This is a genomic window from Nonomuraea angiospora (assembly GCF_014873145.1).
GTDB lineage: Bacteria > Actinomycetota > Actinomycetes > Streptosporangiales > Streptosporangiaceae > Nonomuraea > Nonomuraea angiospora.
Genome location: NZ_JADBEK010000001.1, coordinates 6199870 through 6216863 on the forward strand (window position 1 = coordinate 6199870; position 16994 = coordinate 6216863).

Annotated in this window: 15 protein-coding genes; 8 read left to right on the plus strand and 7 right to left on the minus strand. The window is 68.4% G+C overall.

The genetic code is table 11. The features are described from left to right. Positions 1-29: 29 nt before the first annotated feature. From H4W80_RS27900 to H4W80_RS27915, 4 genes are all read left to right on the plus strand, one after another. The gene (locus H4W80_RS27900) at positions 30-3671 is read left to right on the plus strand and encodes a multifunctional oxoglutarate decarboxylase/oxoglutarate dehydrogenase thiamine pyrophosphate-binding subunit/dihydrolipoyllysine-residue succinyltransferase subunit (protein ID WP_192787797.1); all 3642 of its coding nucleotides are present in this window, start codon (positions 30-32) and stop codon (positions 3669-3671) included. Positions 3672-3739: 68 nt separating this feature from the next. Next, entirely contained in the window at positions 3740-3919 is a 180-nt protein-coding gene (locus tag H4W80_RS27905) for a DUF6104 family protein (protein ID WP_192793777.1), read from the plus strand. Between the two features lie 119 nt (positions 3920-4038). Further along, positions 4039-4842 (plus strand): DUF4097 family beta strand repeat-containing protein, encoded by an 804-nt coding sequence (locus tag H4W80_RS27910; RefSeq protein WP_192787798.1) that lies wholly within the window; start codon positions 4039-4041, stop codon positions 4840-4842. After that, complete coding sequence (locus H4W80_RS27915; protein ID WP_192787799.1) at positions 4839-5579, plus strand: PadR family transcriptional regulator; 741 nt, start codon at positions 4839-4841, stop codon at positions 5577-5579. Before H4W80_RS27910 ends, H4W80_RS27915 begins: the two co-directional genes overlap by 4 nt. Before the next feature lie 7 nt (positions 5580-5586). Here H4W80_RS27915 and H4W80_RS27920 read toward each other — a convergent pair whose 3' ends face one another. The 6 genes from H4W80_RS27920 to H4W80_RS27945 form a co-directional block, all read right to left on the minus strand. Continuing rightward, a complete protein-coding gene (locus tag H4W80_RS27920; protein ID WP_225963701.1) occupies positions 5587-6447 on the minus strand; it encodes an oxygenase MpaB family protein in 861 nt (286 codons plus the stop codon). Positions 6448-6521: 74 nt separating this feature from the next. Beyond that, on the minus strand, positions 6522-7478 hold the full coding sequence (locus H4W80_RS27925) for a zinc-binding dehydrogenase (RefSeq protein WP_192787800.1): 957 nt from the start codon (positions 7476-7478) through the stop codon (positions 6522-6524). 9 nt (positions 7479-7487) lie between these two features. Further along, positions 7488-8366, minus strand: coding sequence for a hypothetical protein (locus H4W80_RS27930; RefSeq protein ID WP_192787801.1), 879 nt, complete (start codon positions 8364-8366; stop codon positions 7488-7490). Between the two features lie 45 nt (positions 8367-8411). Continuing rightward, positions 8412-8840, minus strand: a complete 429-nt coding sequence (locus H4W80_RS27935; RefSeq protein ID WP_192787802.1) for a type II toxin-antitoxin system VapC family toxin — start codon at positions 8838-8840, stop codon at positions 8412-8414. Further along, the gene (locus H4W80_RS27940; RefSeq protein ID WP_192787803.1) at positions 8827-9090 is read right to left on the minus strand and encodes a CopG family transcriptional regulator; all 264 of its coding nucleotides are present in this window, start codon (positions 9088-9090) and stop codon (positions 8827-8829) included. Before H4W80_RS27940 ends, H4W80_RS27935 begins: the two co-directional genes overlap by 14 nt. 96 nt (positions 9091-9186) lie before the next feature. Then, entirely contained in the window at positions 9187-10623 is a 1437-nt protein-coding gene (locus H4W80_RS27945) for an acetyl-CoA synthetase (RefSeq protein ID WP_192787804.1), read from the minus strand. Positions 10624-10906: 283 nt separating this feature from the next. On the opposite strand from H4W80_RS27945, the gene H4W80_RS27950 reads away from it, so the two are divergent. The 3 genes from H4W80_RS27950 (at position 10907) to H4W80_RS27960 (ending at position 14773) form a co-directional block, all read left to right on the plus strand. After that, complete coding sequence (locus H4W80_RS27950) at positions 10907-12028, plus strand: trypsin-like serine peptidase (protein ID WP_192787805.1); 1122 nt, start codon at positions 10907-10909, stop codon at positions 12026-12028. 280 nt (positions 12029-12308) lie between these two features. Then, a complete protein-coding gene (locus H4W80_RS27955; protein ID WP_192787806.1) occupies positions 12309-13412 on the plus strand; it encodes a trypsin-like serine peptidase in 1104 nt (367 codons plus the stop codon). Between the two features lie 197 nt (positions 13413-13609). Then, a complete protein-coding gene (locus tag H4W80_RS27960; protein WP_192787807.1) occupies positions 13610-14773 on the plus strand; it encodes a trypsin-like serine peptidase in 1164 nt (387 codons plus the stop codon). A 417-nt stretch (positions 14774-15190) separates the two neighbouring features. Here H4W80_RS27960 and H4W80_RS27965 read toward each other — a convergent pair whose 3' ends face one another. After that, positions 15191-16102, minus strand: coding sequence for an RpnC/YadD family protein (locus tag H4W80_RS27965; protein WP_225963702.1), 912 nt, complete (start codon positions 16100-16102; stop codon positions 15191-15193). Between the two features lie 289 nt (positions 16103-16391). Between H4W80_RS27965 and H4W80_RS27970 the strand changes: the two genes are divergently transcribed. Continuing rightward, positions 16392-16796: a transposase gene (locus H4W80_RS27970; RefSeq protein WP_192787808.1), complete on the plus strand. Its 405-nt coding sequence runs from the start codon at positions 16392-16394 to the stop codon at positions 16794-16796. Positions 16797-16994: the final 198 nt, after the last annotated feature.

Consider the following 16994-nt stretch of genomic DNA (forward strand, 5'->3'; position numbering starts at 1 on the left):
CCGATCTGCGGAAGAGGGCGATTTCCGCCGTGTCGTCTGAGTCGTCGCGGACAAACCCGCTGGCAAGCTTTGGTCAGAACGAGTGGCTTGTCGACGAGCTGTACCAGAAGTACCTCCAAGATCCCGAGTCTGTCGACAAGGCATGGTGGAACTTCTTCGCTGACTACAACCCTGATTCCGGAACGGGCCGGGCAGCGCCGGTCAGGGAGGTGGCGAACGGCACCGTGACCGCTCCCGCTCCCCCCCAGGCGCCACCCAAGGCGCCACCGGCTGCCGAGAAGCCGAAGCAGCCGGCCACCCCGGTGCCCAAGGGCGCCGAGGAGGTCAAGCTGCGCGGCGCCGCTGCCCGCACGGCCGCCAACATGGACCTGTCGCTGGCGGTCCCGACGGCCACCAGCGTGCGCGCCATCCCGGCCAAGCTGCTGATCGACAACCGCATTGTCATCAACAATCACCTCAAGCGGGGTCGCGGCGGGAAGATATCCTTCACCCACCTGATCGGCTTCGCGATCGTCAAGGCCCTGAGGGCCATGCCGGAGATGAACTACTCCTACACGGAGGTCGACGGCAAGCCGACACTGATCAAGCCCGAGCACGTGGGCTTCGGTCTGGCGATCGACGTCCAGAAGAGCAACGGCGACCGCCAGCTCCTCGTGCCCTCGATCAAGGGCGCCGAGGAGATGGACTTCCGCCAGTTCTGGATGGCCTACGAGGACGTCGTCCGCAAGGCCCGCGCGGGCAAGCTGGGCGTCGACGACTTCGCCGGCACCACGATCTCGCTGACCAACCCCGGCACGATCGGCACCGTCCACTCCGTGCCGCGCCTGATGCCCGGCCAGGGCACGATCATCGGCGTCGGCGCGATGGAATACCCGGCCGAATACCAGGGGGCCGCGCCCGACACGCTCTCGCGCCTGGCCGTCTCCAAGGTCATGACGCTCACCAGCACCTACGACCACCGGATCATCCAGGGCGCCCAGTCGGGCGACTTCCTGCGCCAGATCCACCGGCTGCTGCTGGGCGAGGACGGCTTCTACGACGAGATCTTCGAGGCGCTGCGGATCCCGTACGAGCCGGTCCGCTGGGTGCAGGACGTCTCGGCCTCCCACGACGACGACGTGTCGAAGTCCGCCCGCGTGATCGAGCTGATCCACGCCTACCGCGTGCGCGGCCACCTGATGGCCGAGACCGACCCGCTCGAGTACAAGCAGCGCAAGCACCCCGACCTGGACATCCAGTCCCACGGGCTGACGCTGTGGGACCTGGAGCGCGAGTTCGCCACGGGCGGTTTCGGCGGCCGCGCGCTGATGAAGCTCCGCGAGATCCTCGGCGTGCTGCGCGACTCCTACTGCCGCACGGTCGGCATCGAGTACATGCACATCCAGAACCCCGAGGAGCGGGCCTGGATCCAGGCGCGGGTGGAGAAGCCGCACAAGTCGCCCGAGCGTGACGAGCAGCTCAACATCCTGTCCCGGCTCAACACCGCTGAGGCGTTCGAGACCTTCCTGCAGACGAAGTTCGTCGGCCAGAAGCGCTTCTCCCTGGAGGGCGGCGAGTCCCTGATCCCGCTGCTCGACTCGGTGATCAGCGACGCCGCCGACGAGGGCCTCGACGAGGTCGTCATCGGCATGGCCCACCGCGGCCGCCTCAACGTGCTGGCCAACATCGTGGGCAAGTCGTACGCGCAGATCTTCGGCGAGTTCGAGGGCAACATCGACCCGCGCACGGCGCACGGCTCCGGCGACGTGAAGTACCACCTCGGCGCGACCGGCACGTTCACCTCGCCGAGCGGCAAGACCATCACCGCCTCCGTGGTCGCCAACCCCTCCCACCTGGAGGCGGTCGACCCGGTGCTCGAGGGCGTCGTCCGCGCCAAGCAGGACCTCCTGGAGCGCGGCGAGGAGGGCTTCACCGTCCTGCCCGTGCTCATCCACGGCGACGCGGCCTTCGCCGGCCAGGGCGTCGTGGCCGAGACGCTCAACCTGTCGCAGCTGCGCGGCTACCGCACCGGCGGCACCGTGCACGTGGTGGTCAACAACCAGGTGGGCTTCACCACCTCGCCCGCCTCGTCCAGGTCCTCGGTCTACGCGACCGACGTGGCCCGGATGATCCAGGCCCCGATCTTCCACGTCAACGGCGACGACCCCGAGGCCGTGGTGCGCGTGGGCCAGCTGGCCTACGAATACCGCCAGGCGTTCCGCAAGGACGTCGTCATCGACCTCATCTGCTACCGCCGCCGCGGCCACAACGAGGGCGACAACCCGGCCTTCACCCAGCCGCTGATGTACGACCTGATCGACGCCAAGCGCTCGACCCGCAAGCTCTACACCGAGGCGCTGATCGGCCGGGGCGACATCACGGTCGAGGAGGCCGAGCAGGCGCTGCGCGACTACCAGGCCAAGCTGGAGCAGGCGTTCACCGAGACCCGCGAGGCGGCGAAGAAGCCGGCCGAGGCCGCCGCGATGCGGGTGCCGCCGACCGAGGTCGTCAAGTGGTCCCACGCCGACACGGAGACCGCGATCAGCGACGAGACGCTCAAGCGCATCGTCGACACCCAGCTCAACCTGCCCGAGGGCTTCACGCCGCACCCGCGCCTGGCGCCGGTGCTGCAGCGCCGCGGCCAGATGGTCGAGACGGACACGATCGACTGGGCGATGGGCGAGACTCTCGCGTTCGGCTCGCTGCTGATCGACGGCCACCCGGTGCGCCTGGTCGGCCAGGACTCGCGCCGCGGCACGTTCACGCAGCGCCACGCCGTCCTGGTGGACCGGATGACCGGCGCCGACCACACGCCGCTCAAGACCTTCAACGAGGGCACCACGAAGTTCTACGTCTACGACTCGCTGCTCAGCGAGTTCGCGGCGCTCGGCTTCGAGTACGGCTACAGCGTCGTCCGCCCGGACGCCCTGGTCGCCTGGGAGGCGCAGTTCGGCGACTTCGTCAACGGCGCCCAGACGATCATCGACGAGTTCATCTCGTCGGGCGAGCAGAAGTGGGGCCAGAAGTCCTCCGTCGTGCTGCTGCTGCCGCACGGCTTCGAGGGCCAGGGCCCCGACCACTCCTCCGCCCGCATCGAGCGGTTCCTGCAGGTCTGCGCGCTCGACAACATGACGGTCGCGCAGCCCTCGACCCCGGCCAACTACTTCCACCTCCTGCGCTGGCAGGTGGAGTCGCAGCGGCACAAGCCGATGGTGGTCTTCACGCCGAAGTCGCTGCTGCGCCACAAGGCGGCCACGTCCAAGGCGTCCGACTTCACCACGGGCACCTTCCAGCCGGTCCTGGGCGACACGACCGTGGACCCGGCCAAGGTCACCAGGGTCGTGCTCACGTCCGGCAAGCTCTACTACGACCTGGCGGCCGATCGCGACAAGAAGGGCCGCGACGACGTCGCGATCGTCCGGCTCGAGCGCCTCTACCCGTTCCCGGGTGAGGAGCTGGCCGCCGAGCTGTCCCGCTACGGGGCACAGGCGGAGCTGGTCTGGGCGCAGGACGAGCCGGTCAACATGGGCCCGTGGCCGTACCTCGCGCTCAAGCTGGCCGAGGACCCCGACACGATGGGCGGCCGCCCGGTGCGGCGCGTCTCGCGCCGCGCCAACAGCTCGCCGGCGACGGGCTCGCACAACTCGCACGACACCGAGCTCGAGGAGATCCTCCACGAGCTGTTCGGCTGATCCAACACCAGAGTGAGCCCCCGGCCCCGGCTGGGGGCTCACTGCCGTTTCAGGAGGACTTGAGAAAGATGTACTTCACCGATCGGGGGATCGAGGAACTGGTCGAGCGGCGGGGCGAGGAGGAGGTCAGCCTGCTCTGGCTCGGCGAGCGGCTGCGCGAGTTCGTCGACCTCAACCCGGAGTTCGAGATCCCGATCGAGCGGCTGGCCACCTGGCTGGCACGGCTCGACGACGACGAGGACGACTGACCCCGCCCCACCGCGGCCTCGCCACCCCCGCCCAGAAAACGCGATACATCTTGAGTTTCCCGAAAACGCGACATATCGTGTTAGTCAGAGAGAACATGTCGCCAGAAGGGCGGGGGAACATGCAGCAGTGGACGATCGAGGGCCCAGAACAGCTGACGTTCGGCCAAGTGGACGCGCTCGACGTGCGCATCGTCGCCGGCCGCCTGGCCGTGCTGGCCAGCGACGGCCCGCCCACAGTCGAGGTGTCCGAGATCGAGTCGGCGTCCCCGCTGCTGGTCACGTACGACGAGGACGCCAAGGAGCTCTCCATCACCTACAAGGACCTCACCTGGGACGGCCTCCTCGGCTGGCTCAGGCGCGACCGGCGCAGGACGGTCCTGACGATCACCGTCCCCAAGCACTGCACGGTCAACGCCGGCGTGGTCTCCGCGCCCGCCGTGGTGGCCGGGTTCGAGAGGATGACGCAGGTCAGGAGCGTGTCCGCGGAGATCGTGCTCGACGGCGTCAGCGGTGACGTGAACGCGACGACCGTCTCGGGCCCCGTGGAGAGCCGGGCGATGGACGGCGACCTGGCGTTCAAGAGCGTCTCGGGCGACCTGACCGTGGCCGACGGCACCCCGCGCCGGCTCAAGGCGAACACCGTCTCCGGCCGCATAACGGCGGATCTGGCGCTTCGGCCGACCGGCCATGTGACGCTCAACAGCGTTTCCGGTGACATCCTTGTCAGGCTGCCCGAAAACGTGGAGGCGGACGTGAGCGTGCGGTCCACCTCCGGCAGGCTGGTCAGCACGTTCCACGAACTGTTCAACTCGAACGGCCCCGGCACGAAGTCGATGTCGGGCAGGCTGGGCGGCGGCATGGCGTCGCTGTCGGCGATCACGGTCTCCGGCGAGGTCGCGCTGCTCAAGGGGGAGAAGGAATGAGCCCTGTCTTCGGTCACGGCCGGCTCCGGCTGTACCTGCTCAAGCTGCTGGAAGAGAGCCCGCGTCACGGCTACGAGGTCATCAGGCTGCTCCAGGACCGCTTCCTCGGGGTCTACTCGCCCTCCCCCGGCACGATCTACCCGCGCCTGGCCCGCCTGGAGGAGGAGGGCCTGGTGACGCACGAGGTGGTCGAGGGCAAGAAGGTCTTCTCGATCACCGACAAGGGCCGCGAGGAGCTGAACGCCCGCCTCGACGAGCTCGACGACCTGGAGCAGGAGATCTCCGCCTCCGTGCGCGACATCGCCCGCGAGGTCAAGGAAGACGTCCGCGACACGGTCAAGTCGTTGCGCGACGAGCTCACGCGGATGGCCAAGGACGTCCGCACGGGGGCCCGGGATGACACCCGGCGGCTCAAGGAGCAGCAGCAGGCGGACTTCAGACGGCTCAAGGAGCAGCAGAAGCGGCAGTGGATGGAGCACGCCTACCACTGGCAGGGCGAGGGTGAGCGCCTCAGCAAGGAGTGGCGCAGGATCTGGTCCGAGGTCTGGGCCACCCTGGGCGGCTCGCCGACGAGCCGCGCCGACCTCGACGCGGAGCTGGGCGAGCTGCTGGCCGACTTCATCGCCGAGGCCCGCCAGGAGGCGTCCGAGGCCCGGCTGACGCCGGAGAAGCTGGCGGAGCTGCGTACGACGCTCGACGAGACCCGCCGCCGCGTCCGCGACATCCTCGAAGGCTGACCTCCGTTCACGCCGAGCGGAGGTGCCTTTCCAGGCGGCGCGCGCCGCGGGCGGCCTTGCGGGCGTGGTAGGCGATGGGCATGTACCTCAGGCGTTCGGGCAGGCGCGGCGTCAGCACGGCGACCGCGTGCCCGAGGTGCCGCAGGCGCCGCTCCTCCCGCGCCGTCCACGGCAGCCCCAGCTTCCGCCGTACGGCGGAAGGCAGGGTGCCGACTGTCACGAAGTAGTTGAACTCCCCCGATCCGGCCCCCACGGGCGTCCACAGCCGGCGCAGCGGCCTCGGCAGTCCGGGCGGCGCCGGCGTGCCGCGCAGGACCGACAGCACGTCGAGCGCCGTGGGGTGCGCCTCCAGCCGGTCGGCCACCATCGCGTCGAAGTACCGCCAGAACGCCTCCAGGTCCGCGGGCAGCTCCCGCTCGGGCACTCTCAGGATCGCGCCGAGCTGCCGCGACTCGGCGTAGAGCCGGCGCTCCTGCTCGACGGTGAACGGGGTGCCGAAATAGCGGTTGAGCACGACGAAGCGCTCGAACAGCGACAGGTGTACCCACGCCCACGCCTCGCCGTTCAGGGCGTGGTAGGGCCGGCCGAGCTCGTCCACGCCGCCGATCGGCCGGTGCAGCCTCCTGAGCCGCTCGCCCTCCGCCGGGCCGTCCGCGCCGCCGTACACCCATTTCTGGATCGATACGAGCGTGCGGGTGAGCCGCCCCCACGGGTCGTCCTTGTACGTGGAGTGCTCGGCGACGGCCGCGCCCACGGCCGGGTGCATCGTCTGCATGACCAGCGCGCTCCCGGCGACGAGCAGATTGCGGTATTCGCCGGTGGTGTCCCAGTGCATCGAACCTGGACCGAAGGGCTGAACCTCCATCATGACGGCCTCCCGGGTGAGACAAGCCCGTTCATGCTTGTATCACCCGGAAAGCCGGGAAGTAACCCATTACTTATTCATACGGCGAAGACGATCTTTCCGAAGATGTCCCCTTCGGCCATGGCCGCGAACCCGTCCCGCGCCTCCGTCAGCGGCAGCACCCGGTCGACGACGGGCCGAACCCCGGTCTGCTCCAGGAAGACCGCCAACCGGCCGAGCTGTTCCCGCGTGCCCATCGTGGAGCCGACGACGGACAGCTGCAGGAAGAAGACCCGGTTCAGGTCGGCGGGCGGGACCGCGCCGCTGGTGGCGCCGCTGACGACGATGCGCCCGCCCGGCTTGAGCGACTTGAGCGAATGGTCCCAGGTGGCCTGGCCGACGGTCTCCATGACCGCGTCCACCCGCTCGGGCAGCCGCGCGCCCGGCTCGAACACCTGGTCGGCGCCGAGCTCGAGCGCACGCGCGCGCTTGTCCTCGGAGCGGCTGGTCGCCCAGACCCGGTAGCCGCCGGCCCGGCCGAGCGCGATCAGCGCGGTGGCGACGCCGCCGCCCGCGCCCTGCACCAGCACGGTGGAGCCGGGCTCGAGCCCGGCCTTGTCGAACAGCATCCGGTACGCGGTCAGCCAGGCCGTCGGCAGGCAGGCGGCGTGCTCGAAGCCGAGCCCGGCCGGCTTGGGCACGAGGTTGCGCCGCGGCACGGCCACCCGCTCGGCGAACGTGCCGTCGTGCACCTCAGACAGCAGCGTGCGCTTGGGATCGAGCGTCTCGTCGGCGCCCGTGCCGATCACGGAGTGCACGATGACCTCGTTGCCGTCCTCGTCCACGCCCGCGGCGTCGCAGCCGAGCACGATCGGCAGCCGGTCCTGCCTGATGCCGACGCCTTTGAGCGTCCACAGGTCGTGGTGGTTGAGCGCGGCCGCGCGCACGGAGACGGTCGTCCATCCGTCCGGGACCTTCGGCTCCGGACGCTCGCCGAGCGTCAGCCCGGCGAGTGGGTTGTCGGGGTCGGTCTGTGTGGCGGTTACGGCGAACATGGCCGCACCCTACTTCAGCGTGATCCGAATCCCTGCCAAGGCCCGCTTCCTGAACGACTGTGGCCCCGAGACCGCGACCAGCACGTCGCCCCTGCACACCGAGTCGGCCGGCCGTCCGCGCCCCTCGATCACACTCGGCATCCCGGCCTTGTTCTTGCAGCCGGGCGTGGGCACCAGCGCGACCATCTCCCCCGCGCCGCCGCCGAACCACAGCTGCGGCCCCATCGGCTGCCCCTGCGCCGTCTCCCCCGGCCTGGCCAGCCGCACGGGCGCCCCGGCCGACAGCACGAGGTAGCCGTCCTTCGTCTCCCTGCCCTTCAGCCCTCGGGCGAGCGCCACCCGCTGCTCGAACGTCAGCCCCTGCCCCCGGTCGTACATCGCCAGCCGCCACCGCCCGAACGCGAACAGCAGCACCTGCCCGTAGTAACCGCTGCCCGCCCGGCGGGGCCAGAGGGTGACGTTGGGCGCGTAGTTCCTGATCGGCCGGCCACCCGCGGTCACCTCGAACTCACCGTTGTACGGGGCGGACAACTGCCGATACTGCCCGTCGATCGAGAGCCCCTGGAAGGGCCGCGACCCCATGGCGGCAAGCCCGAGTTCGGCCGGATATCGCACCTCGGCCCGCACCCCGTGCGGGAACACCACTTCCATGACCTCCGCACCGCCCTTGGCCGCGGGCCGGACGGTGAGGACGTTGGGGGCGCTGTCTATCTTCGTGAGGGACCTGATGGGCTCGGAGGTCGGCCCGGTCGGCGGCGCCGGCTCGGGATCCCGGCTGATGAGCAGGCCGGCGACAGGGATCAGCAGGAGCGCGGCCACCACCACCAGCCCGACCCACCTGCGGCGACCGCGCTCGCCCACCTCGATGACGTCGAACCGGTCAGCCACGACGTTCCTAGCCGAGTAGTGCGGGCTCGCGCCCTTTCATCCAGTTCAGTTGAGCGGCGACCGCCAGCGCAAGCCCTGGAACCTGGCGAAATCCTTGTCGCAGGTCACAAATTCACAACCGTGCTCGATGGCGAGTGCGGCGAGGTAGGCGTCGGGGATGAGCTTTCTTCGGGCGTCCGTCTCACGGCAGAGTCTCGTGAAGATCTCCCAGTGCCGCTCGCCGGGATTGACGACCATGGCGTGCGGCTGGTTACGCACCTGGCCGACATAGGTGAGGATCTGCTCCATCGTCGGAGCGACGTCGTAGAGCGCCTCGACGCTCAGGACACGGATGACCCCGTTGATCACGTAGTCGGTGACCGCATAGGCGGAGTCGCCGTTGATCAGCTCATCGACCAGCTTGTGGCAGGCCACGTGAGCGGGGGCCTCCCTGCGAAAGGCGTTGACGAGGACGTTGATGTCACTGAGCAGCATCGGCCTGCACCTTCAGGTAGCGCTCGATGTCGTCCTGCTCGATCAGGCCGTAGATGAACTCCGGGGTGAGCTCGATCCCGGGCTTGAGCCGGCTCCCAGAGGTGATCAGCTCCACCCGCGGCCGGTCGGCCACCTCCGTGGAGCGGTTGAGAAGTTGCCTCAAGGCGTCCTCCATCACTGAGTTGAGACTGCGTCCGTTACGTGCCGCGTACGCCTTCGCCTCGTTGAGGAGCGTCTCGTCGATGCGCACCGTTGTCCTCCGCATGACTCCAGCGTCCGCCGCCGACATAAAAATGTCAACACCAGATAGTAGTCATACGGTCACAGTCTTTGTATCAACTTTGCGTCACCACGTGGCGACATTGAGCTTTCCGTCGGAAGTAACCCGCACGACCTGCCCCACCAGCTCCCGCGACTCCGCGTCCGCCAGCAGCCCGCCGTCCTCCACCACCGCGTAGGCCCGCCCACCCGGCACCTCCACCACCAGCACCCCCCGCTCGGCGGCACCGTCGCGCCCGTGCGCCACCGTGTACCCGGCCACCACCCCCTCCCCCGCCCAGCCCCCCACCAGGGGCACCTCCTCGGCCACGAACACCGGCGCGGCGCTCCCCAGCCGCCCTCCCGGCTCGCTCGACCACACCGCGTACGTGTGCTTGGTCAGATGCATCCCCACCCCGCTCACCAGCCCGTGCCCGGACTGCGCCCGCAGCAGCCCCGCCATGGTCGCCGTGGAGTGCAGGACGTAGTCGCTGGCCGGCCCGCCCGCGTACGGCAGCCCGCCGGTGACCGTGAGCCCGCGCCGGTCCAGGGGATCGAGCCCGATCGCGTCGCACGCCTGCCGCAGCGCCACCGCGAAACAGCTGTACAGGTCGAGCGCGTTCATGTCGCCGAGCCCGAGCCCGGACCGCCGGAAAGCGGCCTCCGCCACGGGCCCGATGGCCTGGGAAGACCCCAGCTCGGGCCGCGCGGCCACCTCCCAGGTGTCCTCCCCGTACGCCCACCCGCGCAGGTAGACCCGCCTCTCGGCGGGCACCCCGAGCCGGTCGGCCAGCCGCGAGCTGGCCAGGACGACGGCCGCGGCCTGGTCCACCTCCAGCACGGCCACCGTGTCCCTGGTGTAGGGCCAGCCGACGAAGCGGTCGCCCTTCGCGAGCTCGCCGGGGGTGCGGACGGTCCGGCGCCAGGCGTACGGGTTCGCGGCGGCCACCTCGGTCATCGGCGCCATCAGCCGGCCCCTGTCGCGCATCTCCGCCTCGATCGTGAGCCCGGACGCCGCCCTCCGCGCCGTCTCCATGATCGCGTAGGTGTGCACCGGCATGAAGAGCCCGTGGGCCAGCGCGTACGGGTGCGGCGGGCGCTCCCATCCGTACGGGGGCTTGGGCACGGCGGGGTGGCTCCACGGGACGTGCTCGCCCGCCCGCCGGTACGCCCGGCGCGTCGCCAGCGCCTCGGCCCCCGTGACCAGCGCGGAGTCGAGGTCGCCCGCCGCGATCCTGGCCGCCGCCTCGCCGATGAGCAGCTGCGGGGCCGTACCGCCGACCTTGGAGTACGCACGGTGGCGCGGCGTCGCGCCGAGGCGCTCGGCGAGGCGGCCGACCGGCGAGTCGTACTGCCACGAGTCGGTGTGGACGATCTGGATCGAGTCCAGCCGCCCGACGGGGAGCCGGGCGGCCTCGGCGGCCGCGCGCGCCGTCTCCTCCCACAGATCGAGCGGTTCCGGGCCGGGCTGCTCGCGAATGGTGCGTTGTGCGATGCCGATGAGACAGGGGGTGCGAGGATCCATGAAACCATCTAACCAGAACAAGGTTCGGTTGATAAGAAGTGGCATTTGATAATGCCTGTTACCGCTGTTGCGCAAGACAAAAAACGGGCGTCGCAACCTGCGGAGATGCCAATCATGAATACATGCGGTTTCGCTATTTCCATAACGGAACGGAACCGGACCATGCTTTTTCACGTCGTTTCATGGCCAGCCCCCTGCGCCATTCATTAACGTTCCGATCGTTTTCCTGGCCCACCGGGGCGCAGTACCCCGCTCTGGGCCGCCGAAAGCCGAAAGGAGCTCCATGTTTTCCCGAGCAAGGCGCATCGCGTTCCCGCTCGCCGGCCTGATGGCCGTCGGGCTGGCCGCGGGCATGGTCGGCGGCACCCCGGCCAACGCCCAAGCACCCTCCGACGTCGTGTCCCAGAACTCCGCCACCCCCGCCGAGCAGGCGGTCCAGTTCTGGACCCCCGACCGCGTCAAGCTGGCCACCGACTACGACGCCGGCCTCGACCTGACCTCCAAGGGCGTCAAGGGCAGCAACGACGCACCTGACGGCCCTCCGGGATCCGTCCCGCCGATCGGTGAGGAGAAGACGAAGACCAAGAAGAGCAAGCAGGTCAATCTGCCCAACACGGTCGGCCGCGTGTTCTTCACGCTCCCCAAGGCCGACCCGCGCGACCCGAGGAGCTGGCGCTACTGCTCGGCCAGCTCGGTCCAGGGCAAGTACCGCAACCTCGTGGCGACCTCGGCCCACTGCGTCTACGACACCAGCAAGAACACCTTCTACGACAACTGGATCTTCATTCCGTCGTACTGGGACGGCAACAACGTCTGGGAGGGCAAGGCGCCCTACGGCATCTACGCCGCCAAGACGTTCAACGCGCACGACGACTTCGTGGTGAAGGAGGACTACGACTTCGACTACGCGTTCGTCAACGTCTACAACGGCATCAAGGTCAACTGGGAGAGGGTCAACGGCAAGTGGCAGTGGACGGTCAAGAACGTCGGCCGCCTCGGTGACAACGTCGGCGGCCAGGGCTTCACCTGGAACCGGAGCACGAAGCTGAACGTGTACTCGTTCGGGTACCCGGCCGGCGAGCACCCCGACGGCGACAAGCCGTTCACCGGCCGCACGATGAAGTTCTGCTACGGCAAGACCCGGCCGATGCCCGAGGCCAGGAAGTACAACCTGCAGGAGCACATCGGCTTCAAGTGCTCCTTCACCGCCGGCGCGAGCGGCGGGCCGTTCCTCTACAACTACAAGAGCGCGTCGCGCACCGGCTACCTGGTCGGCGTCAACAGCGTCGCCTGGGACACCGACGCCAACGACCGCTACGACTACATCTCGTCCCCGTACTTCAACACCGACACGTACAAGGTCTACAAGGCCGCGGCCAACCGCTGGACCGGCAACTTCCGCTGATCGAGGTGGCTTACGAGGCCCCGGTTCTCCTGGGAACCGGGGTCTTCCACTGAGGCGTACATCACTGGAGCGGGCGCGGAATGAGCGGAATTCAACAAGCGCCTACACCCGCTCTGACCTGCGGAAACGTCCGTTACCAATGATCATTTAGAGATCTGTCTGACGGTGTCCTTATAGTGCACAGAGCACTCTTGATCAGGTAACGAATCTCTATCCTGGCTGCAATACCACCAGTTCATCTGGAAAAATCCACCCTTACGACCCCAAGAAAGGCTAATTCATGATCCCCCGGGCCAGGCACTTGGTGGCGGCTGCGCTCAGCAGCGCGCTGCTGATGGCGCCTGCCTTCACGGGGATCGCGAACGCCGCGCGCGACAGCAGGGTCTTCGCCGTCTCGCTGGCCAAGACCGCGGTGGACGTGAAGCGGGTCGCCGACTACTGGACCCCCGACCAGCTCAAGCAGGCCGACAGCTACAGCCCCGCGACGCCCGGCACCCAGGCCGCCACCCCGGCGCCGTCGGCCTCCGCGCAGGCCTCCAACGCCGCCACGCAGGCCGCGACCACCGTCACGCGGGCCGTCGCCGCCCAGGCGGTGCCGCCCGTGCTGGCGCGCAAGGGCACGGTCGCCAGGACCATGGGCAAGGTCTTCTTCCGGTTCGGGGACAAGGAGTACTGGTGCTCCGCCAGCGCGGTCGCCGCCAAGAACCGCAGCGTCGTCGCGACGGCCGGGCACTGCGCGTACGACCCGCGGCAGGCCAAGGCGGCCGACTACTGGATCTTCGTCCCCAACCCCGGGTCCAACGGCGAGACGCCCGACGGCATCTACGTGGGCTCCTCGATCAGCATGCACGAGGACTGGTCGGGCAAGGGCGACTACGACTTCGACTACGCGTTCGTGACCGTGCACCGCGGCTTCAAGTGGGAGTCCAAGGACGGCCGCTACGTCATGAAGGACGTGGGCCGGCTCCAGGACAACGTCGGCGGCCAGGGCATCGAGCTCAACAAGAAGCCGACCACGTACACGGTGACCGCGTTCGGCTACCCGGCGGGCGCGCAGCCCGACGGCACCCGACCGTTCGACGGCAAGCGCCTGCGCATGTGCAAGGAAGGCCCCACCCGCTGGACCTCCGCCGTCAGCCTCGACCTGCAGAAGGGCGTGCAGCTGCTCAACTGCGACTTCAGCCCGGGCGCGAGCGGCGGTCCGTGGCTGATCGGCTTCAACAAGGACCGCTGGACCGGCTATCTGAACGGCGTCAACAGCCTGACCTGGAACAGAGACGCGAAAGGCTGGTACGACGCGGTGTCGTCTCCGTACTTCGACACCACCGCCGGAGAGGTCTACCGACGCGCCGCCGCGCAGACCACTCCGCCAAATGTGACCTAAATCACTGCAACCGTCCGGTCACTACTGGTGATCAGCGCATCCTTTGTCTCAACAAGGTCACGACACCCCGTTGGAACGCTGACATGATCTACCTGAAATTCACACGTCCATTGTCAAACCGGTAAGTTCCGGGCTGTCCGTTTGCTGAGTTATGGAGGTGCACGAGGCGCCTCATGTCAGCGCAACCTGGAGTTACCTTGAAGCGAATCCTTCTGCCCGCCGGCGGCGCCGTCCTCGCGACCGGCCTGCTCGCGGTAGGTCTGACCGGTACGGCCCAGGCCGACGGCGACGTCTCCCACGACCCGATGGCCAACAACACCGCCGAGGCGGCCTCCGTCGCCTCCTTCTGGCTCGCCTCGAACGGGGCCGCGCTCCGCCAGGCGACCCAGTACACCTGGGACGCGAAGGAAGTCCGAAAGGTCGTCTCCAAGGGCGGTTACAGCCCTGACGGCCGCCCCGGCACCACGGCGCCGACCGGCGAGACGAAGTCGACCGCCAAGGCCCAGAACGTGAACATCCCCAAGACCATCGGCAAGGTCTTCTTCGTCGACGGCTCCGGCAAGTTCCGCTGGTGCTCGGCCACCTCCATCCAGTCGAACTACCGCAACCTGGTCTCCACGGCCGGCCACTGCGTGTACGACACGGACAGCGACAAGGCCCTCCTCGACAACTGGGTCTTCGTCCCCGGCTACTACCAGGGCAAGGCCCCGTGGGGCATCTACGTGGGCAAGCAGGCCTTCACCCACTACGACTTCGACACCTACGAGGACTACGACCGCGACTACGCGTTCGTCACCGTCTACAACGGCATCCAGTTCAACGGTGTGAAGCAGGTGGACCGCAAGGACTTCCAGTCCTTCACCGGCCCCAAGCGCTCGTGGGGCGGCCGTTACTACATCCTGCTGTCCAAGGACGCCGGCCGCCTCGGTGACAACGTCGGCGGCCAGGGCTTCGCCTGGAACCAGCCCACCGGCAAGCCCGTCCGCGCCTTCGGCTACCCGGCCGCTCCGCACCCGGACGGCAACAAGGTCTACAGCGGCGTCACGCCGAAGAACTGCTACGGCACGACCACCGCCAAGGCGGTCGGCGCCCCCTGGCTCAAGATCGAAGAGCACATCGGCCTCAAGTGCGCCGTGACCCCCGGTTACGACGGCGGCCCCTGGCTCCTCAACTACAGCAACGGCAAGCGCCTGGGTTACGTGAACGGTGTGACGAGCACCTTCGCCGACCAGGACGGCAACGACCGCATCGACTACATCACCTCGCCCTACTTCGACGGCGAGACGGCAGCGGTCTACAACGCCGCCAAGAACGTGTGGTCCGGCAAGATCGTCGGCCCGAACGGCGAGCTGTACAAGTAAGCCCTTCCAGGGGAAAGGCGAGGGTCTCGGCATCCCGAGGCCCTCGCCTTAACTCTTTCCTGGCCCGAAAGCCCGGCCTTCCCCTTGGGGGCGCTTCGCGCCATGAAGTTCCAGACAGCGCCTCCCCAAGGGGCTCGCGCCCCCTTCGACCTCCCCAACCCCCCGCTCGCTTCGCCCGCCAGCCTCCGCCCCTTGCCCGGTTACCGGCTTGGCCTGCTGGAGCCCGCCCCGGCGAGGGGCTCCCGCCCCTCGCGCACCCCCGACGTGAGCATGTGAAGGCCGACCACCACTTTGACCATCAAGGGAAACCAACAGAGTCGGTAAGCGGGCGCAACGGTGGGAAAAGACCGCCCCGCCGCCCCGGGTGCGATGCAGACGCCCTCGTCGCAAAGGCGCCCACCCGTGCCGATGCCGGCACTAACCCTGCTGCCCGCCGGCTTCGTCGAACAGCTCCTCCAGGGCCTGGGCGGTTGCCGCGCGGGTGGTCCAGGTTTCCAGTTGTGCAAGATCGGTGCAGGCGGTGATCCGAGCCCGTACGTCCTCTGGGACGTCAAGGCCACGGGCGGCGAGCACCAGCAGGACTGCCCTGGCCTCCCCTTCGGCCTTGCCCTCGGCCTTGCCCTCCGCCTTGCCTTGTTCACGGCCGCGGCCGAAGTGTTCGCGAGCGAAGGGGGTGTAGACGGGCCAGTCGGTAGACGTCATGATCTCCTCCATGAGGCGGCGTACTTCTGGCGCAGCCATGCTGTAAGCGTATTCAGTGTACTTCAGAGCGTGATCGTCATCCGTGTCAGTCAGCGCCGCGGCGAATGCTTCAACCACCTTGCGGTCACGGCCGTGGACCATGATCGACATGGCCGCCAACCCCAGGTGACCGGCGGCCTCCTGGGGGTCGGTGAGGGCTGGAATGCTGTCCGGCCCCAGAACCAGGGCCTGCAGCCGGTAGCCGGTCAGCCCGGACTCGATCGGCTGCGCGTAGTAGGCGGCCGTAGCCCGGTCGGGACAGATGACCAGGACCGTGACGTCGCAGCCCAACATCAGCCACAAAACGGCGGCATAGCGGGCCAGCTGCCGGGGAGCCTTGGACTTGTCCTGCTGGATTTCCACGATGATGGCGTGCGCGGGATCTTGCGACGGCCCCAGGACGAGGACCATGTCGGCGTGGATGTCGTCGGAACGACGGGTGTTGAAGGTCGTGTTCTCCAGCCGGACCAGCGGGGTGTCGGGCAGTTCCACCCCCATGAGATCGCGCAGAATCTCCACCGCCAGCTCGGGGCGATGCTCGAACATCTTGACGAGGGCGTCATGTCGGGGGGACGGCATGGCACCCATTGTCACATGTTGAGTACGCAAAGCGACGAGAGTTGGCATCAACTCATCGCATAGACGCACGGCTCCAGGCCCAGGATGAGCCAGCCGGTCAACGACCGCCGGCCCCAATTTGCGAAATCCGCCCTTTGGCATCCCCCACGCGTTCCGCCAGATCCGCCGCGTCAGCCCGACGCGGGAGGCCGGCGGGGCGCTGCTGCGTCTTGCGTCAGAGACAGCTGGATACCCGCCCAAGCGTAAGATCTTTTTTGGATCTGCTGACACAGAGTGTTTACCTTGTCACGATGGGCACATGCATCGTGGCGATCTGACGAACGCCGAATGGGAACGGCTGGCATCGCTGCTATCCCCCGGCGACACACTTGGAGACCGGTGGGACGAGCACCGGATGATGATCAATGGGGTGCTCTACCAAGCCAGGACCGGTCTGCGGTGGCGTCATCTGCCCGGGCGATTCGGCTGCTGGGTGACCATCTACCGGCACCACCGCCACTGGACGGCCGACGGCACCTGGCGGCGGCTGCTGAGAGCGATCGAGACCGCTCAGGACGACGCGACGACCGATGGCGGCGCCGCACAGCCACCACCGCGCCCCGCGCCCGTCCGCCACCCCCGGCACGAAGCCCTCGCCCACGATCCGGTGCTGCTGAGCCTGCGCTCCCACCTGGCGGCGGTCGTCCGGCAGAGGGACATCTAGTCCCTGGGCCCTACCTACTTGGCGTATCGGCGGCACCCGCAATCGGCCCGCCCGACCGGTTCGCCCTTCCTCCGACGGCCGAGGAGCACCCCTCCAGCTCCTCGCCCGCCATCACGCACACTGAGGCGCTCCGAAGCGCCCCAGTCCACATAGGCCAGGCGCGGGGCGTCTCCCCCTACGACCGACCCCACGCCTGGC

What these genes read in the sequence shown, in the direction of transcription:
- H4W80_RS27910 (WP_192787798.1), top strand. Translation starts at nt 4,039, where the DNA reads ATGCAGCAGTGGACGATCGAGGGCCCAGAACAGCTGACGTTCGGCCAA.
- H4W80_RS27935 (WP_192787802.1), bottom strand. Translation starts at nt 8,840, where the DNA reads ATGCTGCTCAGTGACATCAACGTCCTCGTCAACGCCTTTCGCAGGGAG.
- H4W80_RS27955 (WP_192787806.1), top strand. Translation starts at nt 12,309, where the DNA reads ATGATCCCCCGGGCCAGGCACTTGGTGGCGGCTGCGCTCAGCAGCGCG.
- H4W80_RS27915 (WP_192787799.1), top strand. Translation starts at nt 4,839, where the DNA reads ATGAGCCCTGTCTTCGGTCACGGCCGGCTCCGGCTGTACCTGCTCAAG.
- H4W80_RS27950 (WP_192787805.1), top strand. Translation starts at nt 10,907, where the DNA reads ATGTTTTCCCGAGCAAGGCGCATCGCGTTCCCGCTCGCCGGCCTGATG.
- H4W80_RS27905 (WP_192793777.1), top strand. Translation starts at nt 3,740, where the DNA reads ATGTACTTCACCGATCGGGGGATCGAGGAACTGGTCGAGCGGCGGGGC.
- H4W80_RS27970 (WP_192787808.1), top strand. Translation starts at nt 16,392, where the DNA reads ATGCATCGTGGCGATCTGACGAACGCCGAATGGGAACGGCTGGCATCG.
- H4W80_RS27965 (WP_225963702.1), bottom strand. Translation starts at nt 16,102, where the DNA reads ATGGGTGCCATGCCGTCCCCCCGACATGACGCCCTCGTCAAGATGTTC.
- H4W80_RS27925 (WP_192787800.1), bottom strand. Translation starts at nt 7,478, where the DNA reads ATGTTCGCCGTAACCGCCACACAGACCGACCCCGACAACCCACTCGCC.
- H4W80_RS27945 (WP_192787804.1), bottom strand. Translation starts at nt 10,623, where the DNA reads ATGGATCCTCGCACCCCCTGTCTCATCGGCATCGCACAACGCACCATT.
- H4W80_RS27920 (WP_225963701.1), bottom strand. Translation starts at nt 6,447, where the DNA reads ATGATGGAGGTTCAGCCCTTCGGTCCAGGTTCGATGCACTGGGACACC.